Here is a 24,923-nt window from a genome sequence, read left to right on the forward strand (position 1 = left end):
GAAGATGACAGTAACGGATGGCTATTTTACTTGGCATAATGACCAGTGGCGCACATATTATCGAATAGTGGGAACGCCTAGTGTAAAAGCGCCCCTAGTTTTATTGCATGGTGGGCCAGGCTCAACGCATACTTATTTTGAGGTGCTAGATGGGTTAGCAGTACGCTTGGACCGCCAACTAATAATGTATGATCAGTTAGGATGTGGGCGGTCGACGATCCCGACTGATCCTGCAGTTTACCGAGCAGAAACTTGGGTTGAAGAATTACAGGCTTTACGCCGTCATCTCAAGTTGGAGCAGATCCATCTTTTAGGTCAGTCCTGGGGTGGAATGTTGGCGATTATTTATCTTTGTGACTATGCTCCTAGTGGTGTACAAAGCGTAATTTTATCCAGTACGCTTTCCTCGGCTCGTTTATGGGCTCAGGAACAACATCGTTTGTTGCAATATCTCCCCCTAACAGCCCAAGAAGCCTTAAAGCAAGCAGAGGTCACGGGTAATTATAGTGGGTCTGCTTATCAAGCAGCTGATGCGTTGTTTATGCAGTATTATTGTCGGGATCGGGCAGTCACAAATGCGGAGCCACTCCAACGTGAAGTGCGCATGGGGACAGAATCCTATGTAGCAGCTTGGGGACCGAACGAGTTGGTGCCCCAGGGAACGCTGAAAGATTATGAATATACAGACAAATTACAACAGGTAAAGGTGCCTGCATTGATAACAAGTGGAACCGATGATCTATGCACCCCCTTAGTAGCTAAAACGATGTATGACCACCTACCAAATGCGCGGTGGGAATTATTTGCTGGGGCTAAGCACATGGCGTTTGCAGAACAAACTACACAGTATGCAGACCTGTTAGACACATGGTTGGCAGAACGCCAATAAATTGATTATCCAAAAGTGCGTGGAAAATCGATTTTGTGACAAGATATTGGGTTAAGCCCGGATGGTGGTTAACGCAAAGAGCAGAAGTCTGTGTTTCTACTTAGCTTTGAGGTAGGTAGTTGTTTGTTACATTATCTGAGAAATATTAGTGGATAAAAAACAAGGCTGGTGAGAAAGCAGAGCTTTCCACCAGCCTTTTGACTTATTACTTGATTAGCTGATCGTTTTTAATATGCTGCATAAACTCACGATAGACGGGAGCAAATACTTCGCCTTGTCCCTGAAGACTAGTGCCCCGCATTTCTTTAGGGAAGAAGAAACGCTCATCTCCACTGGTCCGGCCAGTAATTGCCAAGACAAGATCAGAAACAGAAGAAAGTTCAACCAGACTCTTATCTTTTTGCATTAGCTCAATCTGTGTTCGCGGTTTTTTTGAGCGCGGATCATACAGGTCATATGGTAGGTCAAAGCTGTCATTGGTATCAGTATAATACTCAGGATTGAATCCAGCTTGGGCAACTAGATCCTGAAGAGTAGGAATGATTGCATGTGTAGTTGGTGTCACCCGGACTGACTTGAGTGGCTTGCGATCCAAAAACCGTGTTGCCAAATCACTTAAGATAGGATCCGGATTATGGCGCCAGTAAGTAAAGTACGTGTTTAAAACCCCATCATCGAGGCTTAAGTAATCACTGAGAGTAAAGTTATCGGTAAAGAAAGGTAATAACAACTCAGGCTTAAATGAGCCGGTGAGTTTTCCCGCCTTGAATAGCACTTTAGCACGGCGAAGAAGGTGGTCTAAGATGACTTCCATTGAGCGTGAAACGGGGTGGAAATAAACTTGCTGATACATTTGAAAACGACTGACAAGATAATCCTCCACTGCATGCATTCCGCTCATATCAAAAGCAATTCCTCCTGTGTAGGGGCGCATTACCCGCATGATTCGGGTAAGGTCGAATGTTCCGTAATTAGTACCAGTGTAGTAAGAGTCACGCAAGAGGTAGTCCATCCGGTCAGCATCGATTTGCGAAGAAATCAGCTGGACAACTTGCGGATTAGGATAAGTTTTAGCAATGACAGAAGCCACCTGTGTGGGAAAATCTTCTCCAACTTGGGACAAGACCTGATTAACTTCCGTGGTCGGATCGAGAATGATCTTTTGGGTCATCTGCTCATGGTCTGTGTGGAAGATATGTTCAAAGGTATGTGAATAAGCCCCGTGTCCCACGTCATGCAGGAGGGCAGCACAGAGTGCTACTAGCCGTTCATCATCATTCCACAAGCCATCACCCGGAGTGACTTGGGGGTAGTTACGGGCAAAAAGATCACAGATTCGGCGAGTGATTTCATAGACACCGACGGAATGTGTGAAACGGCTGTGTTCAGCCCCATGGAAGGTCATGTTGGCGACCCCAAGCTGGCGGATGCGACGAAGTCGCTGAAATTCGCGGGTGTTGATCAGATCAAGGATGACTTTGTTTTGGATATAGATATAGTTATGGATCGGATCACGTAAGACCTTTTCCATCGGCAGTAAAGCGCCGGAATATTGAAAATGCACGGGGCAGGCTCCTTCCTAAAGCGATTCGTTAAATAAAATTATTGTTAATTATAGCATAGGCTCGGGCTAACTTTTGAATCTCAGGAATGATCTCGCTATAATTAAACTAGACAATATGTGGATAGGAGAAAATGGGGATGGAGAAATATGACGTACAAGTCGAGATTACAACGCACCAAGAAACCCACGACAAACAGGTAGAAAATTATCACCGAAAGTTTACCGGACAACTAGTGAATAAGGGAGAGGCAACCTACATTCGGTATCGTGAAGAAGATGGGACAAGAGTGATGTTCAAGCTGGTCACTGACGACCAGGTTATGTTGACGCGGACGACGGGACAACATCGAACGGCGTTGCAATTTGATACAACTGCAACCAAGGTTACCAACCACTACCACACCCCTTACGGAATGATTGAATTAGTGACGCGGACTACCCGGTTGGATCACGTCTTAGATCTGACCAAGCAACCACAGGGACACCTGGCGATAGATTATCGTTTATACCAAGGAATAAGCCTGTTAGGGGAATACAAAATTCGATTGCAATTTAAAGCCTAGTATTGTAGTATGAGAAGTAAACTGTTGAAAGGACGTGTACCAGGTTGGGACTTGAAAAATTCGCTGATATGAATAAAGATGAGCTGTCAATGATCGAAGTCGCTCATGAAATTTTGCAAGAACACGGGGATACATTGGAATTCGCTGATTTAACAAATAAGGTGCAGCAGTTCATGGGCAAGTCTGATGAAGATATTCGTGAACGCTTGACCCAGTTCTATACTGACTTGAATGTTGACGGCAGTTTCATTTCCCTGGGTGATAACATGTGGGGCTTGCGGAAGTGGTATCCATATGATTCCATCGATGAAGCTCTCGTTCATACCGATGATGACGATGAAGGTTCTTCAAGCAAGAAACACAAGCGTGTCAATGCGTTCTTAGCTGATGTTGACGATGACGACGATGATGTGATCGACTACAACGATGATGATCCAGAAGATACAGATCTTGATTCCGGCTACGACGATGATGACGAAGAAAACGACGAATTGAAGCAATACAGTAGTGACTTAGATGACTTTGGTGATGATGAAGAAGACGATGACTTACCAGATGGCATCGAAGGACAATTATCAGAATTGCAAGACGATGATGACGAAGAAGAGGACGAAGACCAATTAAACTAATTTAATCAGGGCTAATCCTTGACGGAATAATCAAAGTTATGTAGACTGTTTCTTGGGCGCTTTACATGGTAGTGTAAAGCAAAGCAGTTCGGAATAAACAAGCTCCCTATTCTAGTGAGTAGGGAGCTTGTTGTTTTTATTTTATGTTCACCCACAAATTTATTTCAAAGGAGATTTAGCATGACCAAGTATATTTTTGTTACAGGCGGCGTTGTTTCTTCATTAGGGAAAGGGATCGTTGCCGCATCCTTAGGCCGCTTATTGAAGAACCGGGGCTTAAAAGTTACAATTCAAAAGTTTGACCCATATATCAATGTTGACCCAGGGACAATGAGCCCATACCAACACGGAGAAGTGTTTGTTACCGATGATGGGACAGAAACGGACTTAGACCTTGGTCACTATGAACGGTTCATTGATATTAACTTAAACAAGTATTCTAACGTAACCACAGGGAAGATCTACTCTGAAGTATTGCGTAAAGAACGGCGGGGTGATTACTTGGGTGCTACTGTCCAAGTTATTCCGCACATTACTAACATGATTAAAGAAAAGATCATGCGGGCCGGAACAGTTACTGACTCTGACATCGTGATTACTGAAATTGGTGGGACTGTTGGGGATATTGAATCTCAACCATTTATGGAAGCTATCCGCCAAATGAAAAAAGAAGTAGGCAATGACAATGTTTACTACATCCACACGACTTTAGTTCCATACTTAAAAGCAGCTGGGGAAATGAAGACCAAGCCAACTCAACACAGTGTTAAGGCATTGCGAGGCTTAGGTATTCAACCAAACATGTTAGTGGTACGGACTGAAAAGCCTATTTCCCAAGAAATGAAGAACAAGATCTCTAACTTCTGTGACGTAGAACCAGAAGCAGTAATTGAATCAATGGATGTATCTACTCTTTATCAGATTCCATTGAACTTACAAGCACAAAACATGGATCAAATTGTTTGTGACCACTTGAAGTTGGATGTGCCTGCTGCTGATATGACTGAATGGGTTGAATTACGGAACAAGGTTGAAAACTTGGCTGGTGAAGTTAAGATTGCCTTGGTTGGTAAGTATGTCAACTTGAAGGATGCTTACATTTCTGTTAACGAAGCTTTGAAGCATGCGGGTTACCAAATCAATGCTGACGTTAAGATCACATATATCGACGCAGAAAATATCACTGAAGACAATGTAGCTGCTACTTTAGCTCCATATGATGGCTTAATTGTTCCTGGTGGATTTGGGAGCCGTGGCTTGGAAGGCATGATCAAGTCTATCCAATACGCACGGGAAAATGACATGCCATTCTTGGGAATTTGCTTGGGAATGCAGATGGCAAGCATTGAATTTGCGCGGAATGTTGCAGGGGTTAAAGATGCAACTACTGGGGAAGTTCATCCTGATGCACCAAACAAAGTGATCGACTTGATGTCTGATCAAGAAGATGTTGAAAACATGGGGGGCACACAGCGGTTAGGTGCTTATCCATGTAAGTTGAAGCCAGGTTCTCGGGCAGCTGCTTGCTATGGCAACCAGGAAGTAATTCAAGAACGGCACCGTCACCGTTATGAATTTAATAACAAATACCGTGACTTATTAGCCGAAAAAGGTTTAGTCTTTGCTGGGACATCACCTGACAACCGTTTGGTTGAAGTGATTGAAATTCCAGACAAGAAGTTTTTCATTGCAGCCCAATATCACCCAGAATTCCTTTCCCGGCCACAACGACCAGAAGGGTTATTTGCAGGATTTATCAAAGCTGCAGCTGGCAAATAAGCAAATAGATAGATAAAGAGACAGCGTCGTCAGATAGCCTGACGGCGCTGTTTTTTTCGGGTTGTAAGGATGATGTAAAGAGCATTACAGGGAATAAATAAATTCATGAAAAAAGACAAATAAGATGTAAAAGACATTGAAACACCCGGGGCTATCTTATAAAATGAAAGAAAGTGTGCATTTTTATGACACACGGTGCGGAGATGAAGCCGCTAGGGCGGTGATTAAGCTCGCACAGACAATATTATTTTAGATGATTAATTGAGTGAGGATTTCAATAAAGATGAAGAAGTTAATTGTTAAAGGTGGCCAACAGTTACATGGCGAAGTTACGATTGGTGGGGCTAAAAATAGTACCGTTGCACTGATTCCAGCGGCAATTTTGGCAGATTCTAAGGTGAGATTTGATAATGTGCCGGACATTTTAGATGTGCACAACCTGATGCTGATCTTAGAATCAATGAATGTTTCATCGCACTTTAACCGTGGCAATTTAGAAATTGATCCAACCCAGATTCGGAAAGCCCCTCTTCCCGGCGATACTATTCGCAGTCTACGGGCTTCTTACTATTTTATGGGGGCATTACTTGGTCGTTTTGGTGAAGCAATTGTCGGTTTCCCTGGTGGGGACAATATTGGCCCACGACCAATTGATCAACATATTAAAGGGTTCAAGGCTTTAGGAGCAGAAGTAGAAGAAAAAGACAATGCGGTCCACATCAAAGCAGGTGCTGACGGGTTACACGGTGCAGAGATTTTCTTCGATTTGGTATCTGTGGGGGCAACGATTAATGTCTTGCTGGCAGCAGTTAAGGCCAAGGGAACAACGATTATGGAAAATGCTGCCCGTGAGCCGGAAATCGTTGATTTAGCAACCTTCTTGAACAATATGGGGGCGCATATTCGAGGTGCCGGGACAGATGTTATTCGAGTTGAAGGGGTTCCCTCTTTGAAGATGACTAATACCCACTCCATCATTCCTGATCGCATTGAAGCTGGGACTTACCTCTCCTTTGCAGCAGCAAACGGTAAGGGTGTTTTAGTGCGCAATCTTATCACTGAACACCTGGACCCATTTATCGCTAAGCTCAAAGAGATGGGAGTTACATTGGAGATCAATGAAGATAGCATTTACGTTCCAGGGGGCGACAAGTTGTCACCAGTTACGGTTAAAACAGCGCCATATCCTGGATTTGCGACTGACTTGCAACAACCAATCACGCCGTTACTGATGCGGGCACAGGGAAGTTCAAGTATTATTGATACTCTGTATCCCCAACGGGTTAAGCATATTCCGGAAATGCAACGGATGGGAGCTAATATCTCTAGTAAGGACGGAGTCATCACGGTTAAACGTTCCCCTAATTTGATTGGGCAAACCGTTGAAGCAGGAGAGATCAGAGCCGGAGTTTCGATCCTAGGCCTGGCATTGATGGCTGATGGGGTAACAACAATCAATCGGGCAGACAATATCCTCCGGGGATATGAACGGATCATTGATAAGTTCAAGGGCTTATCAGTTGATTTGAAAATTGTTAATGAAGCTGAAAGTTTGCACAAATAAACAATAATAAGGTGGGGGATAATTATCGCAACATCGAAGAAACAAGCTAATACCCAACCGGCAGAAGGGTCAGATCGGACCCAGAAATTGTTAACTGTTACCGAACTGGAACAGTTGACTTTACGGGAGTTATACCAGTATGCACGGCAATATCAGGTGCATTATTATAGCCAAATGAGTAAGAAAGAACTAGTGTTGGCAGTAATTCGTGCGCAAGCTGATAAAGAAGGTTTCTACTATACTTCTGGAGTGCTGGAAATTCTGGCGGATGGCTATGGCTTTTTACGCCCGCTAAACTATGCGCCGTCACAAGAAGATGTGTATATTTCAAATTCACAGATCCGGCGTTTTGGCTTACGGAATGGAGACTTGGTGGCCGGGACTGCTCGACCACCACATCCAGGGGAACGCAAGTCAGGTTTGTTACGGGTTGACCAGGTTAATGGGAAAACACCCGATGAGGCTAAAGACCGGCCACACTTTCCGGCTTTAACGGCGGTTTATCCCAATCGGCAGATCAAGCTAGAAACGACTTCGCAACGGATTGCTACCCGGGCGATTGATTGTTTTGCTCCAATTGGTTTTGGACAAAGAGGATTGATTGTTGCTCCACCTAAAGCGGGGAAGACAAGTTTGATGAAGGAAATAGCCCAGGGCATTACTACTAATTATCCGCAGGCGCACCTGCTAGTTTTATTAATTGATGAACGCCCTGAAGAAGTTACTGATCTGGAACGAACGATTAACGGTGAAGTAGTCTATTCAACCTTTGATCAGAAACCTGAGAACCATATTCGAGTGGCAGAGCTGGTGTTGGAGCGAGCTATGCGTTTAGTTGAAGATAAGCAAGATGTAGTGATTTTGCTAGACTCTTTGACCCGATTAGCCCGGGCATACAACTTGACCGAACCACCGAGTGGGCGGACACTTTCTGGTGGTTTAGATCCAGCGGCTTTATATAAACCTAAGAAATTCTTTGGAGCAGCTCGTAATGTTGAAGAAGGTGGAAGTTTGACCATCTTAGCGACTGCTTTAGTTAACACTGGTAGCCGGATGGATGACATCATCTTCGAAGAATTTAAGGGAACAGGGAATCAAGAAATGCAATTAGATCGCGCTTTAGCTGAGCGCCGTATTTTCCCTGCCCTTGACCTCAAGAAGTTTGGAACGCGACGGGAAGAATTGCTCTTGGCAGAAGAAGACCTGGCCGCGGTCTGGAAGTTGCGGAAAAAGATGCGCGGAAATCCACTAAAGGATACCCCGTTAGTACTTAATATGTTACGTAATACCAAATCTAACCAAGACTTCATGGCCCAACTATCCCAATTAACGGGAAACTAAGCGGGAAAATTGTTGCATGGCTTGAGTATTCATGCTATCATGTTGTTTGTTGCAAAGAAAAGAAATACTAACTCTGGCCCAGCAAATGGACCAGGGCAAAGGAGAGTTTACTAATGAAACAAGGAATCCATCCAGATTACCATCAAGTTGTCTTCCAAGATTCAGCTACAGGTTACAAGTTCCTGTCTGGTTCTACTAAGACTTCTGAAGAAACAATTGAATGGGAAGACGGTAACACTTACCCATTGATTCGTGTTGAAATTTCTTCTGACTCACACCCATTCTACACTGGTAAGCAAAAGTTTACTCAAGCAGATGGCCGTGTCGATCGTTTCAACAAGAAGTACGGTTTTACAAACTAAACAGTTCAAAACTGATGAAAAAGCCTGGTTATTGCAACCAGGCTTTTTTGTATTGATCCCATGCTATAATGAAGGTGGACTATGACCAAAAGGGGGAAATAGTAATGAAGAAAAAACATGATTGGTTTATGGAATTAGTTTTATGGCTAATGCTCTTTTTTGTTTTTTACAATGTAGTTGCGGGTACGGGGACCCTGCTGTTGAACATTGAAATGTTGATCGGGGCCATTATCTTGTATTTACCACGCTTATTAGCGCGAATTTTTCATTTTACTATTCCCTCAATGCTATATTTTTTCTATACATTATTTATTTTAGGCTCGGTATATTTGGGAACTGGCTTCCATTTTTACAGTGTTCCTTACTGGGATAAGGGATTACACTTGATCTCTGGTGCTTTATTAGGCAGTTTTGCCCTATCATTGTATGGTGCATTGACCGATAATGAAACACAAAATCATCCGCAACGGGCCTTGATCTGTGTCTATATGCTGTCATTTGCGATGTTTGCCGGAGTGGTATGGGAATTTTATGAATTTACTTGTGATGGGATTGCTAATTTAAACTTACAACGTTATCTTAGTGCCGGTCATGCCCTAGTGGGTCGGGCAGCGTTAATGGATACGATGGGAGACCTAATAGCTGATTTCATTGGAGGGATGGTGTTGACAGTATATACATATTTGCAGATGCGCCGTGATCCACTATGGATAAAGCAATTTTTCTTCCATAAAGATTGACGATAAAGGTGAGGACGAAATAACCCTTGCAGCAAGTTGTGGGGTTAAGCTCAAACGAGGGTTGGCGCAAAGGACGGCAACCTTCGTTCGCACTTAGATATTAGACTTGTGATTATTTCCACATTATCTGTGAAACAATAGTGCATAAAGACCGAGGCTGGGAGAAAACAGTGTTTTCTTCCAGCCCCTTTTTGTGTGTTAATCAGTATGTTGGTGCCAAAATTTTTTCAAGGCCAGCTGCAGTTGCTGAGGAGAGTTTGTCAGCTGGAAATGTTGCCAGTGAGGCGGATAAAACTGAGTGTAGCGCGGGCTTGCAAAACGTTGGTCAATTAGGACGACCACTCCAACATCGTCTTCACCCCGAATGACACGACCAGCAGCCTGGAAAACATTATTTAATCCCGGTAGCTGGTAAGCATATTGGAAACCATCGCGATGATGGGCAGTAAAATACTTACGTAGCTCATCTGTTTCGGGGTTGATTCGGGGGAGCCCTACACTGACGATTGCCACCCCGGCCAAACGGGATCCTTGAAGGTCAATTCCCTCAGCAAACATCCCTCCCAAAACGGCAAAGCCGACTAGGGATGAAGTTGGATTAGCAACGAAGTTAGCTAAAAAATTAGTGCGTGCTTCGTTGTCCATGGTCCCGGTTTGACAGACTGTTGCAATTTCAGGATAGTCACGATTAAAACGGGCTACTACTTGCTCAAGATAAGAATATGATGGTAAGAAGATCAGATAATTACCTGGATGGCTAGCAAGTAGCTGATAGATTGTTGCACTGACTTGTCCCAAACTAGCTGGACGTTTTTGGTAGGTAGTTTGGATATCATTGGTTACAAACAATCCCAGGTGGTCCGATGCGAAAGGTGAAGGTAGCTGGTACAGTAATCCTTGGTTCGTATCATCATCCAGACCAAACATTTCCCGATAGTACGGTAAGGGCGAAAGTGTTGCCGAAAAAAGGACAGTCCCGCCCCCGAGATTGAGGGAATCAGCTAGCAAATGACTGGAATCTAGACAGATAGTCCGAATAGTGAGCTCATCATCTACAACGAGCAGGCGGGTGCGAAATGTTGGTCCATAGTAATCATTGATCTTTAAAAAGGCGTGAGCTGTCAGAAAATAGTCCTTTATCTCGTCGTATAATTCATCTTGCTGATGCTCCTTGAGCCAATCACTAGTAAACTCGCAAAAAGTATCTAAGCGCTTGTTAAAATCAGTGGCTGCTTCAGTCATCATCAGGGTCTCCTGGTGATACTTTTGGAGAGTGATCTTCAAAGCATCAAAACTATCTAATACCCGTTCCAGTAAATGAATTAAGCGTTGGCGACGTCGGGGTTGATCCTTGAGCTGGCTTAGAAGGGGAACCAGCGCAGCAGAACTAATTTCCTTGGTGTACATCTGACGTGAGCGGTCAATTAGATTATGTGCTTCATCAACGAGAAAGACATTATGGGGGTCAGGCTGGGTGAAGAAACGTTGGAGATAGACCAGCGGATCAAAGAGGTAGTTGTAATCACAAATTACCACGTCACAAAAAAGACTGATATCGAGTGAGTATTCAAACGGATCAACAGTATGCTTGCGAGCATAAGTCCAAATTGTTTCCGGGTCGATCAGCTGCTCATGCTGTAAGATGTCCAGCAGTGCCGGCCGGATCCGATCATAATAGCCTAATAAGAAAGGATTATCCTCATCGGCTAGGTCCCTTTCCTCTTTGAAGATGATTTGATCTTTAGCCGTCAAGACTACCGTGTGGAGGTTGAGTCCGTGCTCATGGAGAAGCTTGATGGTATCGCGGGCGACCATGCGGGTAGAACGTTTCGCAGTTAGGTAAAAAATACGCGTGCACAGGCCAGCACCTAAAGCTTTAATGGCAGGAAAAAGTGTGGAGATAGTCTTGCCTGTCCCTGTTGGGGCTTCAACAAGGAGCTTTTTTTGACTAGCAATAGTGCGGTAAACGGCTGCGGCCAGTTCGTGTTGATTTTGGTGATAACTTGAAAAAGGAAATTCAAGTTGAGTGATAGCCTGATCCCGTTGGCGGTGGAGGTCAGCGACAAGATCGAGCCAGGCTGCATAACTGGCAATGACATTATTAGTAAAGACCTTAACTTGATCACGGCTGACAGTAACGGATTTTTCCGTTATCTGTTTAGTTGTTGTCTGATAGTAAATTAAAGTTATTTTCAACTGGGGCAAGTCATATTTGGTCAGCAAAAGATGGGCATAGAATTTAGCCTGTGACCAATACAACTCTAAGGTGTTAGTAGTGAGATCTTTAAAAGCGACTGGCGAAGTTTTAATTTCCAAAATTTCACTGGGAAGATGGTCAGCATAGCGCACACCGTCAGCTCGCCCGTGAACCTGAATAGTATGGGCAGCATGGGTAAATTCGCCCTTGAGGTCCACTTCGGCAGCGATTGTAGCAGGCCACTTCTTTTGTAAAAGATGGTGAATTCGGGTTCCTTCCTGAGCAGAATGATCGTTGGAACTAGTAGTTACCAAATCGCCACCCTTGAGGACAAATTCGACAAGTTCGCGAATCCCAATTTTTTCATTAATGTTAATATCCATCACTGACCACCTCTTAAGTAAAAAACTAACCGAATTAATTATACTATGGACAAGTGAGATAGACACAAATCTTGAAAAATGAAGCAAACCAGTGATTGCGAAAAAATGGCGTATAGATTAAAATATGATTAGTTAATACTAATGTGAGTGGGGAAGCAAGGTGAGAGTGATGGATAGCAAAGCAAAACGATTATTGGCTCATCATGTGATAAATATTTATCAAGTACAGATGCGACAGCTAGAGCAAAGTACAATGTTAGTAACGGCAACTCCGGGCCAAACGGTAGGACGGGGGATGCTACTTCCGACGATCATAGTCGAACAACGTGCACCATTGAGCCGCCTAAAGACAATTCCGAGTGATGTTAAGACAGGAATTATGAACTTTGCTAACCCGCTAGTTCCAGGAGGCGACTTCCAAAGTGGAATTGATGCTTCGGAAGCAGCATTGTGTCGCAATACATTTCTATATCCAGAGTTAAAACAAATGCGGCGAAAATATTATTATTACAATATTCAACACCTTAATGATTATTATTTTGTAGATCGCTTATTATACTCGCAAAAAATAAAAGTTCTAGGTGACGATGAATCGCTAAAGTTTCTCGATCATTTTCGCTATATTGATGTTGTCTCGGTCGCTGCCCCAAATGTCCGGGCAATGTTTTGTAATGGGATTAAACCGGATAAGCAGTTATTATACCGACATATTTATCGGCGCATTTTATGGACATTACGCTTATTCAAAAATCATCAGGTTCGGGTAGTAATTTTAGGTGATTTCGGATGCCAGCGGTCAGGAAATGATCCAGCACTAGTTGCGCAGGCATTTAGTCAAGCGTTGAAACGCCAGGAATTTCGCGGAGCTTTTACCACGGTGTACTTTGATATTAATCAGAATGCTAGGGCATATCATATTTTTAAAGAAACTTTACCAGCCACCTCACCGCAGCAAACAATCAAGTCTTCGACGGCGGTCTTACAATAATAGAAAACGGCAGGTCCACATTAAGCGGCCTGCCGTTTATTGGTTACTAGTAAGTAACCTGTTTGGGGTCTATAAAGATCCTTCAACTGTGCGAATGTTATTCACCACGCAGATTCTTAGCGTCTGCATCGATGCGGGCAAAACCAGAACCAGCAGCTGGCTTAGGTTGCTTTTGCCGGGCTTCCATAGCCTTCCGTGCCATTTCCTTACGTTCTGCCTTACTTAGCTTCTTTGCCATAATCATTCGCCTCTTTCTGCAAAGAAATTAATTGATAATCTCTCTACACCATTATTATAGAACGATTTTTTAAAAGTGCAAAAGTTTCTTTATTTAGGGGGTGGACTACCAGTTATAATAGAAAAAATAATGTAGCATGACTATTGAAATAATAATTTAAGATGAGGTGATTAAACTGGCAGTAACAATCAAGATGACCCAGGAATTAGCATCACCAATTTACCAAGATGCGCTGGCAATTAGGAAAAAGGTTTTTGTGGAGGAACAAGGAGTTGATATCAGTTTAGAAATTGACGGTGAAAAAGGACCTTATCACTATGTTTTGTATAATGACGGAGTTGCTGCGGCTACCGGACGTGCTTCATGGGAAAACGGTGGCTGGCATATTCAACGAGTAGCTACCCGGAAACAATATCGTGGTTTGGGCTTTGCCCGGCAGTTGTTAACTAAGATTGAAACTGATGCCCGACAGGCAGGAGCAAAATTTTTAACTTTAGGAGCCCAGGATACTGCTCAGGGCTTTTATACTAAGCTAGGATACCAGGTAGTGGGAGCCGGTTTTATAGATGCGGGTATTCCCCACCACCGGATGGATAAAAAACTTGAATTTTAACTGTTTTTGGTTTATAGTAGCAGACATGCGATGAGTCGAGAGGGATCAGGCAATACATTGAGTATTGTTTTGCTGCGGCAACTAGTGATCAAACTTTTGATAAGCGGGGCACATTAGTCACCGGATTGTGACGTGTCTGTAGATTAGTGTTGTGGAGCACTAGCTACTCTTTGCTATTACTGGTGAGGACCGCATGATAGAGGTTAGCAAGAACTTGTTCTTGCTAGCCTCTTTTTGATATTAATAATTTTCAAATATAGGGCGGAAAGCTTTATCCCGATATTTTTCTCTGGTATGCTGAAAATAAAAAGTTTAAGGAGTGATTTTGATGGGATTAATCATTACAATTGTTGTTATTATCCTATTGGTAGGCGGATATATTGCGCTATACAATGGCTTGCAAACAGCCAAGGTTCATGCCGAGGAAGCTTGGAGCCAGATTGATGTCCAACTCAAGCGGCGGAATGATCTGATTCCAAACTTAGTCGAAACTACTAAAGGGTATGCGAAGCATGAAAAAGAAACTTTGAGTCAAGTTATTCAGCTGCGGAATCAGTTAGCCGAATTGCCAACAGATGCACACCAAGAAAAGATGGCAGTTTCTAACCAGTTAACTAGTTCATTGAAGAGTATCTTTGCTTTAGCAGAAAGTTATCCAGATTTAAAAGCTAACCAAGAATTTGGCAAATTAATGGAAGAATTAACTAATACGGAAAACAAGATTGCTTACTCTCGGCAATTGTTTAACAGTTCGGTAGCAGTTTTCAACCAAAAACTGGTAACTTTCCCTTCCAATATGGTTGCTAAATTTCACCACTTCACTAAGATGGATTATCTGGAAGTTCCTGTTGCAGAAAAAGCAGCCCCAAAGGTATCATTTTAGAAATTAAGGAGTGAAATGGATGCTGTACCAGCAGATTAGAAATAACAAAATTAAGACATTTGGGGTAATGTTTTTCTTTATGCTACTTGTCACTTGTGTTGGGGCGGCAGTTGGGTATATCTTTATGGGTAGTACCCGTGGTGGAATTCTACTAGCGGTGATTTTAGGCTTGGTCTATATGTTCGTGATGATGGGGCAATCGACAGCTGTTGTGATGCAAATGAATAACGCACAGCCAATTACAGACGCCAGCCAGGCCCCAGAGCTGTGGCATACGGTTGAAGATATGGCGCTTGTGGGACAAGTGCCGATGCCAGCTGTGTATATCATTCATGATCCTAGCCCCAATGCATTCGCTACGGGGCCAGATCCAGAGCATGCAGCAGTGGCAGCAACGACTGGCTTGTTAGACCGGTTAAACCGAGAGGAATTAGAAGGGGTTATCGCCCATGAAATTTCTCATATCAAGAACTATGATATTCGCTTGCAGACAACCGCAGTGGTATTGACAGCTGTTGTTTCAGCTCTGATTAATATGGGGATGAATTCCTTTATTTGGGGTGGTGGCCGAAGACGTGATGACCGTGAGGAAAGTAACCCACTGGATATTGTCATGCTGATTTTGGCACTATTGGCAGTGGTCTTAGCGCCATTGGCGGCAACCCTGACCCAATTAGCATTATCGCGTAATCGCGAATATTTAGCCGATGCTTCGGCAGTGGTTTTAACTCGTAATCCATACGGGTTAATCAGTGCGTTGGAAAAAATTAGTAATAGTCAACCGATGAGGGCTGCTAATGTGGGAAGTGCTTCGTTATACATTGCCGACCCATTTAAACAGCGGTCATGGAGTCAACTTTTTGCGACGCATCCACCGGTTGCTGATCGCATTGCCCGGTTAGAAAAGATGTAGAACGGATAGGAGTGGAGTATTAGTGAGAGGTAATCTGATTTATATTCACGTCGAAAATATATCACACATGGCACTGACATATGGTGTTACGACCAATGATTTTGTGACAGCGATGCGAGCGATGAACGGATTGCCACAAAATTTACTGCTCCTCTCTCCAGTTGATGCTAACCAAGAAATAGATATTAATACTGGGTTTAATATTGTAACGGGGCAGAATAGTGTGCACGATTATCTAAGTAACAAGCAGAACGTTAATATGCGGTGGTTAGACTTTGATGATCAACATGATTTAGAGCAGTTGACTCCGATTGAAATTGCCGGCATGTTGTACTTAGGTCATGCATATATGCATATGCAGTCGCCGTTTTATTATAAGCTCCAAAACCAGTATGCTTTTTTGACATTACCTAACGGAGCTTTGAAAGTTTACTACCGGCATATGAAGCAACTGGATCGGGTCTTGGCATATAGCTTTACTAGCCATGTGGCCACTGCTTTTAGAGAAAAACGGCGGTTATTCTTCTTACAACGACCGTTAAAATTTGCTCTCTTTCCTTTTGAACTCTCACAAAAACTCCATGTGTTATACAGTGATGGAGCAGTGTTTAACTTTGATGGGATGAAAGTGAAAAATGGGCAGGTCACTGTGCCAATTTTAGTGGCACCAGATACGATATACCAGGTTAAATGGCATGAACCAACGATGCTGGTAGAGCGTTCGCGTCCAGCAGCTAATCTGATCTATTCACTGAAAAGTCAGGAATGGAAACTGGAAGTAACTAATCAAGAATTGTTTACAACCCAATATTTATAGAGTAGAGGCTGGGAGAAAACACTGTTTTCTTACCGGCCTCGGTCTTTATGCACCGATGTTTCTCCCTCACTTTATTTGCTTTCTGGCACTAGACGTAATATACTACTAATTCTATGTACCTGATATGTGATTGTGATACAATGAGATGGAACTCTTTGCATGATCTATAAATATATTTTTATGTTGACGGCCAAAAAAGCCAGAAAGGGAGATTTAGCATGAAAATGCAGTTAGCAGAGATTGCTAGTGCACTAGGTTTAGAAGCGCAACCGGGGTATGAACAGGTAATGGTAACTAGCGTGAGCTTTGATAGTCGGAGCTTAACAGCTGGAGCACTTTTCGTGCCTCTTACCGGGGAACATGATGGGCATAACTATATTGAAGCAGCCCAAGCCAACGGTGCTGTTGCCACTTTATGGCAACAGGATCACCAAGGGAAACGTCCACAGGGAATTTATACATTAGAAGTAGCAGATACTTTGACCGCATTGCAACAGCTTGCCCAGTACTATCTGCACAAAATTAACCCCCGCGTTGTTGCTGTAACGGGTAGTAATGGGAAAACTACTACCAAAGATATGACCGCTGCTATCCTCCAACGAGGATACAATGTTCAAAAAACCTACGCTAATTTTAACAACCAAATCGGGGTCCCCACAACGATCTTGGGGATGGAGCCGAATACAGAAGTACTGGTGGTTGAAATGGGCATGGATCACTTTGGTGAACTGGACCACTTGAGCCGGCTAGTCGAACCAGATGTTGCTGTTATTACTATGATTGGTGAGGCACACATCGAATTTTTTGGAACACGGGCTAAGATTGCTGATGCTAAGATGGAAATCACACATGGCTTGGCCGAAGATGGTCTTTTGGTTTATAACGGAGATGAACCGTTGTTACGGCAAAGGACACAGAAATTAATCCAAGCGACAACGACTTTTGGCTTAAATGACGAAGATAATTTGCAAGCAACGAATGTTGTTAGTGATAGTCACCAGACTGCTTTTCGGGTTTTAAAATGGCCTGAATACGATTTCACAATCCCGATGATTGGTGCTTACAACGTTAATAATGCATTAGCAGCATTGGCGGTGGGAGATTATTTTCAAATTCCAGTGGCAGAAATGCAGCTAGCATTACAGGACTTTGCCCTGACCAAAAACCGTACTGAATGGGTTGATGGTAATCAAGGCGAACGGATCCTGAGTGATGTGTATAATTCTAATCCAACTGCGGTTAAAGAAGTTTTAGCTGCATTTGAAAACAACGTTACAACCACAGGTAAGCGGATTGTTGTTTTAGGGGATATGCTGGAGCTGGGTGAACAAGGACCAGCGTTACATGCTGGAATTGCTCAAGCGATTAATCCGGATGCTATTGCAAGCGTATATTTATGCGGTCCGTTAATGAGCAACTTACGCGACGCTTTATTAGCTAAGATGCCAGCAACTGCTATCCATTACTACGATACTAATGATAAAGCAAGTTTGATTGCTGACTTAAAAGCAGAGATTGCACCTGATGATTTAGTGCTCTTGAAGGGAAGTCATGGGATTCATTTGGAAACTGTATTGGCAGCCCTGACAGAGAGTAAAGAATAGAAATATAAAACACAGATCATTCTTCCAATTGAGTTGGTAATAATCGGTATATACTGAGGAGGAATTTGATTGAAATTTGGAGACTTAGGTCTTGATAGAGATTTATTAAAAGCAGTTGATCGAAGTGGCTTCGAAGAAGCTACTCCAATCCAAGAGCAGACTATTCCCTTGGTCTTGGCGGGACTGGATGTTATTGGACAGGCACAGACAGGAACGGGGAAAACAGCTGCTTTTGGCTTGCCATTGTTACAGCATTTAGATCCGGACTTGCATGAAGTACAAGCGGTAATTATCTCACCGACGCGGGAATTAGCAGTTCAAACGCAAGAAGAAATTTATCGTTTGGGTAAAGAAAAGCGTGCACGGGTTCAAGCCGTGTATGGTGGAGCCAACATTCATCGGCAAATTAAAGCACTTAACCGGGGGACACAGATTTTGGTGGGAACGCCTGGGCGATTATTAGACCATATCCAACGGAAAACGGTCGATTTACGTCATGTTCAAATGTTGGTTTTGGATGAAGCAGATGAGATGCTCGATATGGGTTTCGTGGAAGATATTGAAAACATCATCCATGCTTTACCAGCTCAGCGCCAAACACTGCTTTTCTCAGCAACAATGCCACAACAGATCTTACGAATTGGCGAACGCTTCATGCACGATCCACAGATTGTTAAAATCAAGGCCAAGGAATTGACAACTGATTTAGTAGATCAGTACTTTGTTAAGGCAAAAGACTATGAGAAATTCGAAATCATGACCAGGTTGATTGACATTCAGGCTCCGGACTTGACGATTGTCTTTGGGCGAACAAAACGCCGGGTCGATGAAGTTGCTCGCGGGTTAGAAGCCCGGGGGTATAATGCCGCTGGAATCCATGGCGACTTGACCCAACAACGGCGAATGGAAATTTTACGTAAGTTTAAAGAGGGTCAACTAGATATTTTAGTGGCCACTGATGTGGCAGCGCGCGGATTAGACATTTCTGGGGTCACGCACGTGTATAACTATGACATTCCGCAAGATCCAGAGAGCTATGTTCACCGCATTGGCCGGACTGGTCGGGCTGGGAAGCACGGTGTGTCAGTAACTTTTGTTACTCCGAATGAAATGGATTATTTACGGGTTATCGAGCACCTGACTAAGAAGCGGATGACGCCACTTAAACCGCCAACGGAACATGAAGCCTTTATTGGACAGTTGGCGACAGCGTTCGAAGATATCGAAAAGTTAGTGAATAACACGGATACCGACAAGTTCCGTGATCAAGCTGAACAGTTATTAGCCCAGTATGATGCGCTTGACTTAGTGGCAGCGATGCTTAATAACATGACTAAGGATGATCCGGAAAAAGTTCCGGTTAAAATTACTCCTGAACGGCCATTACCACGGCGGCGGAAACAAGGTAGTTTCCACAAGAATCGCCGGTATAGTGGTTATCGGAATAATGGTGATCGGCGTTCGCGGACTTTCAATAAGAAGCGTAAGCATTTTAATAGGTAATCAGTGATAATTAAGAATGGGAGTGGAGAATTGCATCCAGCAACTTCACTCCTTTTTGAATGGCAATTCTTAAGTTAATATTTAGAACTTTCTGCTAGAATGTAGAGTAGTATTTAAAGGAGGAAAAGAGATGCTTATAGGATTAGGCAATGATGTTGCGGATATTAAACGTGAGCAAGAAATGTTGGCAAGCGGACGCCTAGACCGTTTTGCTGAGCGAGTTTTGACACCTGAGGAGTACCGCGTATATGCTACTTTTCCTCCGCGGCGGCGTTTAGAATATGTGACTGGACGTTTTTCAGCCAAAGAATCATACGCCAAAGCATTGGGAACGGGGATTGGCAGCCACGTTTCCTTCCAAGATATAGAGATCTTGAACGATGAACAGGGACGACCAGTAATCACAAAACATCCGTTAATAGACCAGGCTCAGGCGTGGATTTCTATTTCCCATACAACGGACTATGTGACGACCGTCGTAATACTAGAGAAAAAGGAAGATGATTGATAATGGTAGTCGCACGGCATCGAGGAACAAAGATTACAGTGGACTTGGGGGCAATCAAAGCAAACATTCGCACAGTCCTACATACGTTACCAGCTGACCAGAAGCTATTTGCTGTCGTAAAAGCTAATGCATACGGGCATGGCCTGGTTCCCGTAGCGTACGCCGCTAAAGAAGCTGGCGCCGCGGGTTTTTGTGTGGCAGTAATTGATGAAGGGGTTGCCCTGCGGGAAGCAGGACTCAATGAACCCATTTTGATTTTAGGGGTTAATCCAGTAACAGAAGCCCCATATATTGCAGCTAATGACTTATCAGTGGCTGTGGGGTCACTTGAATTTTTACAGGAAGCACTGCCATTATTGGCAGAGCAAGGATTACGGTTAAACGTTCATTTGGCTTTAGATACTGGGATGGGGCGGATCGGCTTTCGTCAGCCAGAAGCTGTTCGGCAAGCCGAAGAGTTCATGCGAGCACATGCGGAACAGTTTCGATTTGAAGGAGTATTTACTCACTTTGCAACTGCTGATATGGTTGACACTACGTACTTTAATCACCAAAAGCAAGCTTTCTACAAATTAGTAGGGGCTTTGGATGAACTCCCACCTTATGTGCATATTACTAATTCTGCTGCGTCTTTGTGGCACCAACAAACGGCAGGTAATATGATTCGATTTGGAATTGCAATGTACGGTCTCAATCCTTCCGGCCGTGAAATGGCTCCTACATATGCATTACGACCGGCATTGTCATTGACTAGTGAAGTTGTTCATGTCAAAAAAATCACTGCTGGTGATTCAGTGGGTTATGGCAAGACTTATACTGCAGGGCAAGATGAATGGATTGGTACTGTTCCGATAGGCTATGCCGATGGATGGTTGCGACGTTTACAAGGGTTTAAAGTCTTAGTGGATGGCGAAGAATGTGAGATTGTAGGACGAGTATGCATGGATCAGTTTATGATCCGCCTACCTCACGCTGTTAAGTTAGGTACAAAGGTTACCCTAATCGGGCGGGATGGTGATGCCCAAATCACTGCCCAAGATGTTGCAGATTACGTTGGGACAATACATTATGAAATTCTATGTGGGCTTAGCCACCGTGTCCCCCGCGTTTATCGTGATTAAACCGATAACAATTGACTTTAGCTGGGAAGGAACTTATGGTAATCTTAAGGTATAAAATCTGTACGATGCTATTTGTACTGGGTAAGTGAGGGATTTGTCGTGATGAGAGAACGCAACGATGAATTATTCAATTGCACAAACTTTGCTTTATATTGTTCGTTTTATTCGGTTGATGAGGCAACCATTAAAGAAGATCCCGTTGTGGCTGATTATGTGGCTGCTCACCGGGAAGCTTTGGAGGCTCTTATTGCTGGATATGGTGAGATGGGAAATCTCAATCAAGAAATCTGCGCTGAATACCTGGGGATTGATTGTCCGGGGATAGGTGACCTCAGCGACAAATAGACTCGTTATCGAAAAGAGGGAGTAGATGGCGACAAGCATTAGTCGGGGAGATATCTTTTATGCGGACTTATCACCGGTTGTTGGTTCAGAACAGGGAGGAATGCGCCCAGTTTTAGTTATTCAAAATAATATCGGCAACCGGTTTAGTCCAACGGTGATTGTCGCTGCGATTACTTCGCGGATCAGTAAAACAAAGATGCCGACCCACGTAGCCGTGAGTGCCAGCAAGCATGGGCTTGAAAAAGATTCTGTGATCTTGGCTGAGCAGTTACGGACCATAGATAAGCAGCGGCTCAAAGAAAAGATTACCCATGTCCATGAACAAACCATGGAAAAGGTCGACTACGCACTCCGCGTGAGTATCGGGTTGACCAAGTTACATACAACACCGCATTCTGCTAAATAATCCAAGTAAAACAGGTACTTAAGACGGGACAAAAAGTACATCGAAACGATGCCTTTTGTCCCGTCTAACTTTTTGGTGGGGGAACTTGCTGGAAAAGAAGAAAACAGGTACACTTGACTTAGTTAGAAAGTTTTTAAAGTAGCTCAGTATTTTCAAGAAAGAAGGATTTTCATGAGTTTAATTAATTGTGAAATTACGGATTTTACTGCTCAGGCTTATCAACAAGGGACTTCAAAACAGTAACTAAACAAGATGTTCTTGGCAAATGGAGTATTTTCTTTTTCTATCCAGCTGATTTTTCATTTGTTTGTCCAACGGAATTAGAAGAACTCCAGGAATATTATTCGGCCTTTCAAAAAGAAGGGGCTGAGATTTACTCAATTTCTGAAGATACTGAGTTTTCCCACATGGGATGGGCACAACAGTCAGAAAAGATTGGGAAAATTGCTTATCCAATGTTAGCCGATCCAACTGGCAAACTAGCTCGTGCGTTCGATGTTTTGAACGAAGAAGAAGGCTTAGCCTACCGTGGGGTCTTTGTGATTGATCCTGAAGGTAAGATTCAAGCTTACCAAGTATACGGGGACGGAATTGCACGGAGTGCCCAAGAAATTTTACGGACTTTACAAGTAACCAAATTTGTTGCTAAATATGGGGATAAGGTTTGTCCAGCTGGTTGGAAGCCAGGGGATGAAGGTTTAGGCACCGGTACTGATTTGGTTGGCAAACTGTAAAATTGGTGATTATAAACATAGAATATTTAGGTATGCTGTGAGTGGAAAATAACCTTTGTGACATTGTGGTTATTTTCGCGATATCTGTGTCCTATTAGTTAATAAAAAACGAGGTTGATAGGAAAACTTTGTTTTCTTTCAACCTCGTTTTTATGTACTTATTAAAGAGCTAAAATCGTGTAAGTTTTGCAGTAGCTAGTCAAAAGGATATTTTCCAGTGATTATGCAAAAAACTTGTAGGAGATTGGCTATAAAAAACCCCATCCCATGAATGGATGAGGCAAAAGATGACTACCAGTAAAGGGAACTTCCCCTAGTTAGTCAGGAAATTAAGCTTGAAGATCTTCAATTTCAGAAACTTTGAAATTCTTGCGCTCAAGTGCGTCAACAATTCTTTCCATCCGTTCGTGGGTAATGTTAGCTGGTAAAGTGAATAGTACCCGCCGTACTAACTCTCCTTGAACGTCTAAAGTCATACAGTTAGCAATCGTAGTGTACTTGGTGATGATCTTAGCCATATCAACCAAATCGCCTCGTTCACCAGAGGAAACAACAGTTAAGACATAGGAACCAACGTTAACATTCCATGATTGAGATAACATCTCTAGTAACTTGGCATGAGTCAAGATCCCGTAGAAGTGATTTTCATTATCCAAAACTGTGATGTAAGGAAGATCTTTAATGGTAAAGAAGATCTTAAAGAAAGCATCATCAATATTAACAAACTTAGTTGCATTCTTTAAGAGATGGGTAACAGGGAGAGACATGTCACCACCCCGTGACTTATGCCGGTAAATGTGCATCTTGTAGATATTGCCACGGAAAAGATTACCCGTTTTATCAAGGACAGGCACACACCGGAACCCGGAGTCTTCTAAGATTTTGAGTGCCTCTTCAAGAGTAATATCTTCGGGCACAGTTGTTAATTCAGCTTTAGGTCTGACCAAAGTTTTCAGTAACATTTGAATCCCTGCTTTCTGTCATTAGTGTTTAAGTCAATCATACCATATTTTCACAAAAATCTAATTAAATAATTATAGAAATCAAAAGTGAATGGGAAATAACTTTTGCAGCCAGGTATTGAGTTATGCTCGGATAATGACGTAAAGTGTGGTGGTCTTCGCTCGTACTTAGATACTAGCCTTACGGTTATTTTTCCCGGTATCTGTGAAACATTAGTGAATAAAAAAGACTGGGGGAAAACGTTGTTTTCTCCCAGCCTCGTCGTCAAGAATAGATTTAATAACTTTAGTTCTTATTAGCAAGAGCATTCATGCCGTCAGTTAATACTTGCTTCAAAGTAGCAGCTGAGGCAGTCATCTTAGCTTGTTCAGCTTCATTCAGTGGGACCTCGATAATTTGGCGTAAACCATTACCATCGACAACCCCTGGTGTACCAATATAGATATCGTTTAATCCATATTGACCGTCCATGTAAGCAGAAACAGGCAACACAGCACCCTCATCCCGGAGGATAGCTTTGGAGATCCGAGCTAAGGCTGTAGCAACTCCGTAGAAAGTTGCTCCTTTGCGGTTAATAATTTCGTAGGCCTTGTTGCGTACCTGATCTTCCATTTCATCTAATTGGGCAGCAGTGATATTGTTTTCTTGTGCCCAATCTAGGAACGGTTTACCCCCAATAGTAGCAGCTGAGTATGCGGCAAATTCAGAATCCCCGTGTTCACCCATGATGAAAGCGTGAATTGAGCGCGGATCGTTGATCCCAGTCATTTTAGCGATAGCAGCCCGTAACCGTGCAGTATCGAGGGAAGGACCAGAACCGATAACTTTGTGCTTAGGAAAACCAGAGAGTTTCCAAGTAGCATATGTCAAGATATCAACAGGGTTAGCAGCCACAAGGAAGATCCCATCGAAACCAGATTCTACGATAGGTTTAACGATAGTAGACAAGATACCTAGATTTTTGTTAACTAAGTCTAACCGTGTTTCACCAGGTTTTTGCGGTGCACCGGCAGTGATGACAACCAAGTCAGCATCTTTGCAATCAGCGTATTCAGCAGAATAGATTTTCTTTGGGAAAGAAAAAGCAGTTGCATCTTCCAAATCCAAGGCATCACCGATTGTCCGCTCTTTAGCAATATCGATAATGCCAAACTCTTCTGCGACACCTTGTAGGGCCATAGCATAAGCATAGCTAGATCCAACAGCGCCGTCGCCAATTAACATAACTTTTTGGTGATTTGCATTCTTTACCAAGTAACATCGTCCTTTCGTCTTG

The 24,923-nt window shown here is 43.1% G+C and carries 24 protein-coding genes and 1 pseudogene; 20 read left to right on the top strand and 5 right to left on the bottom strand.

Annotation, left to right across the window (positions count from 1 at the left end; translation table 11 throughout):
• Nucleotides 1-4 precede the first annotated feature (4 nt).
• Entirely contained in the window at nucleotides 5-889 is an 885-nt protein-coding gene (gene pepI, locus V3C97_RS01155) for a proline iminopeptidase (protein ID WP_338434297.1), read from the top strand.
• Between the two features lie 205 nt (nucleotides 890-1,094).
• On the opposite strand, the gene V3C97_RS01160 is transcribed toward pepI, so the two are convergent.
• Nucleotides 1,095-2,420, bottom strand: coding sequence for an HD domain-containing protein (locus V3C97_RS01160; RefSeq protein WP_040534032.1), 1,326 nt, complete (start codon nucleotides 2,418-2,420; stop codon nucleotides 1,095-1,097).
• 170 nt (nucleotides 2,421-2,590) lie between these two features.
• Between V3C97_RS01160 and V3C97_RS01165 the strand changes: the two genes are divergently transcribed.
• The 7 genes from V3C97_RS01165 (at nucleotide 2,591) to V3C97_RS01195 (ending at nucleotide 9,431) form a co-directional block, all read left to right on the top strand.
• A complete protein-coding gene (locus tag V3C97_RS01165) occupies nucleotides 2,591-3,016 on the top strand; it encodes a DUF1934 domain-containing protein (RefSeq protein WP_268889810.1) in 426 nt (141 codons plus the stop codon).
• Between the two features lie 44 nt (nucleotides 3,017-3,060).
• Nucleotides 3,061-3,645 (top strand): DNA-directed RNA polymerase subunit delta, encoded by a 585-nt coding sequence (rpoE, locus tag V3C97_RS01170; protein ID WP_009555560.1) that lies wholly within the window; start codon nucleotides 3,061-3,063, stop codon nucleotides 3,643-3,645.
• A 180-nt stretch (nucleotides 3,646-3,825) separates the two neighbouring features.
• Entirely contained in the window at nucleotides 3,826-5,424 is a 1,599-nt protein-coding gene (locus V3C97_RS01175) for a CTP synthase (RefSeq protein WP_268889809.1), read from the top strand.
• Between the two features lie 283 nt (nucleotides 5,425-5,707).
• Nucleotides 5,708-6,988, top strand: coding sequence for a UDP-N-acetylglucosamine 1-carboxyvinyltransferase (locus tag V3C97_RS01180; protein WP_009555556.1), 1,281 nt, complete (start codon nucleotides 5,708-5,710; stop codon nucleotides 6,986-6,988).
• An 87-nt stretch (nucleotides 6,989-7,075) separates the two neighbouring features.
• Nucleotides 7,076-8,329, top strand: a complete 1,254-nt coding sequence (gene rho, locus V3C97_RS01185; protein WP_009555554.1) for a transcription termination factor Rho — start codon at nucleotides 7,076-7,078, stop codon at nucleotides 8,327-8,329.
• A 113-nt stretch (nucleotides 8,330-8,442) separates the two neighbouring features.
• On the top strand, nucleotides 8,443-8,691 hold the full coding sequence (locus V3C97_RS01190) for a type B 50S ribosomal protein L31 (protein WP_009555552.1): 249 nt from the start codon (nucleotides 8,443-8,445) through the stop codon (nucleotides 8,689-8,691).
• Between the two features lie 104 nt (nucleotides 8,692-8,795).
• The gene (locus tag V3C97_RS01195) at nucleotides 8,796-9,431 is read left to right on the top strand and encodes a hypothetical protein (RefSeq protein WP_009555550.1); all 636 of its coding nucleotides are present in this window, start codon (nucleotides 8,796-8,798) and stop codon (nucleotides 9,429-9,431) included.
• Between the two features lie 198 nt (nucleotides 9,432-9,629).
• Here the strand turns inward: V3C97_RS01195 and V3C97_RS01200 are convergent, their stop codons facing one another.
• A complete protein-coding gene (locus V3C97_RS01200) occupies nucleotides 9,630-12,011 on the bottom strand; it encodes an ATP-dependent DNA helicase (RefSeq protein ID WP_317294164.1) in 2,382 nt (793 codons plus the stop codon).
• Nucleotides 12,012-12,180: 169 nt separating this feature from the next.
• Here V3C97_RS01200 and V3C97_RS01205 point away from each other — a divergent pair, with 169 nt between their 5' ends.
• The gene (locus V3C97_RS01205) at nucleotides 12,181-12,999 is read left to right on the top strand and encodes a TIGR02452 family protein (RefSeq protein ID WP_009555547.1); all 819 of its coding nucleotides are present in this window, start codon (nucleotides 12,181-12,183) and stop codon (nucleotides 12,997-12,999) included.
• A 97-nt stretch (nucleotides 13,000-13,096) separates the two neighbouring features.
• On the opposite strand, the gene V3C97_RS01210 is transcribed toward V3C97_RS01205, so the two are convergent.
• Nucleotides 13,097-13,237, bottom strand: coding sequence for a hypothetical protein (locus V3C97_RS01210; RefSeq protein ID WP_009555546.1), 141 nt, complete (start codon nucleotides 13,235-13,237; stop codon nucleotides 13,097-13,099).
• A 166-nt stretch (nucleotides 13,238-13,403) separates the two neighbouring features.
• On the opposite strand from V3C97_RS01210, the gene V3C97_RS01215 reads away from it, so the two are divergent.
• The 11 genes and pseudogenes from V3C97_RS01215 to V3C97_RS01265 all read left to right on the top strand — a co-directional run bounded on the left by V3C97_RS01215 (nucleotide 13,404) and on the right by V3C97_RS01265 (nucleotide 22,684).
• Entirely contained in the window at nucleotides 13,404-13,850 is a 447-nt protein-coding gene (locus V3C97_RS01215) for a GNAT family N-acetyltransferase (protein ID WP_009555544.1), read from the top strand.
• Nucleotides 13,851-14,178: 328 nt separating this feature from the next.
• Nucleotides 14,179-14,733 carry a LemA family protein gene (locus tag V3C97_RS01220; RefSeq protein ID WP_009555542.1) on the top strand — a complete coding sequence of 185 codons (555 nt, stop codon included), beginning with the start codon at nucleotides 14,179-14,181 and terminating at the stop codon, nucleotides 14,731-14,733.
• 19 nt (nucleotides 14,734-14,752) lie between these two features.
• Nucleotides 14,753-15,646 (top strand): zinc metalloprotease HtpX, encoded by an 894-nt coding sequence (htpX, locus tag V3C97_RS01225; protein WP_009555540.1) that lies wholly within the window; start codon nucleotides 14,753-14,755, stop codon nucleotides 15,644-15,646.
• Between the two features lie 22 nt (nucleotides 15,647-15,668).
• Nucleotides 15,669-16,463, top strand: a complete 795-nt coding sequence (locus V3C97_RS01230; protein WP_216543827.1) for a hypothetical protein — start codon at nucleotides 15,669-15,671, stop codon at nucleotides 16,461-16,463.
• A 218-nt stretch (nucleotides 16,464-16,681) separates the two neighbouring features.
• On the top strand, nucleotides 16,682-18,067 hold the full coding sequence (locus V3C97_RS01235; RefSeq protein ID WP_027826498.1) for a UDP-N-acetylmuramoyl-tripeptide--D-alanyl-D-alanine ligase: 1,386 nt from the start codon (nucleotides 16,682-16,684) through the stop codon (nucleotides 18,065-18,067).
• A gap of 69 nt (nucleotides 18,068-18,136) precedes the next feature.
• Nucleotides 18,137-19,570 carry a DEAD/DEAH box helicase gene (locus V3C97_RS01240; RefSeq protein ID WP_009555533.1) on the top strand — a complete coding sequence of 478 codons (1,434 nt, stop codon included), beginning with the start codon at nucleotides 18,137-18,139 and terminating at the stop codon, nucleotides 19,568-19,570.
• A 130-nt stretch (nucleotides 19,571-19,700) separates the two neighbouring features.
• Nucleotides 19,701-20,078, top strand: coding sequence for a holo-ACP synthase (acpS, locus tag V3C97_RS01245; RefSeq protein ID WP_009555531.1), 378 nt, complete (start codon nucleotides 19,701-19,703; stop codon nucleotides 20,076-20,078).
• Between the two features lie 2 nt (nucleotides 20,079-20,080).
• A complete protein-coding gene (alr, locus tag V3C97_RS01250) occupies nucleotides 20,081-21,199 on the top strand; it encodes an alanine racemase (protein WP_338434298.1) in 1,119 nt (372 codons plus the stop codon).
• A 99-nt stretch (nucleotides 21,200-21,298) separates the two neighbouring features.
• The gene (locus V3C97_RS01255; protein ID WP_394806763.1) at nucleotides 21,299-21,544 is read left to right on the top strand and encodes an antitoxin; all 246 of its coding nucleotides are present in this window, start codon (nucleotides 21,299-21,301) and stop codon (nucleotides 21,542-21,544) included.
• A gap of 25 nt (nucleotides 21,545-21,569) precedes the next feature.
• Nucleotides 21,570-21,950: a type II toxin-antitoxin system PemK/MazF family toxin gene (locus V3C97_RS01260; protein ID WP_009555524.1), complete on the top strand. Its 381-nt coding sequence runs from the start codon at nucleotides 21,570-21,572 to the stop codon at nucleotides 21,948-21,950.
• Between the two features lie 171 nt (nucleotides 21,951-22,121).
• Nucleotides 22,122-22,684 (top strand): annotated as a pseudogene (locus V3C97_RS01265) (redoxin domain-containing protein).
• A 329-nt stretch (nucleotides 22,685-23,013) separates the two neighbouring features.
• On the opposite strand, the gene cbpA reads toward V3C97_RS01265, so the two are convergent.
• Nucleotides 23,014-23,646: a cyclic di-AMP binding protein CbpA gene (gene cbpA / locus V3C97_RS01270; protein WP_009555520.1), complete on the bottom strand. Its 633-nt coding sequence runs from the start codon at nucleotides 23,644-23,646 to the stop codon at nucleotides 23,014-23,016.
• Between the two features lie 286 nt (nucleotides 23,647-23,932).
• The gene (locus V3C97_RS01275; RefSeq protein WP_009555518.1) at nucleotides 23,933-24,901 is read right to left on the bottom strand and encodes an L-lactate dehydrogenase; all 969 of its coding nucleotides are present in this window, start codon (nucleotides 24,899-24,901) and stop codon (nucleotides 23,933-23,935) included.
• Nucleotides 24,902-24,923 lie beyond the last annotated feature (22 nt).

This window comes from Ligilactobacillus saerimneri (assembly GCF_036689625.1).
GTDB lineage: Bacteria > Bacillota > Bacilli > Lactobacillales > Lactobacillaceae > Ligilactobacillus > Ligilactobacillus saerimneri.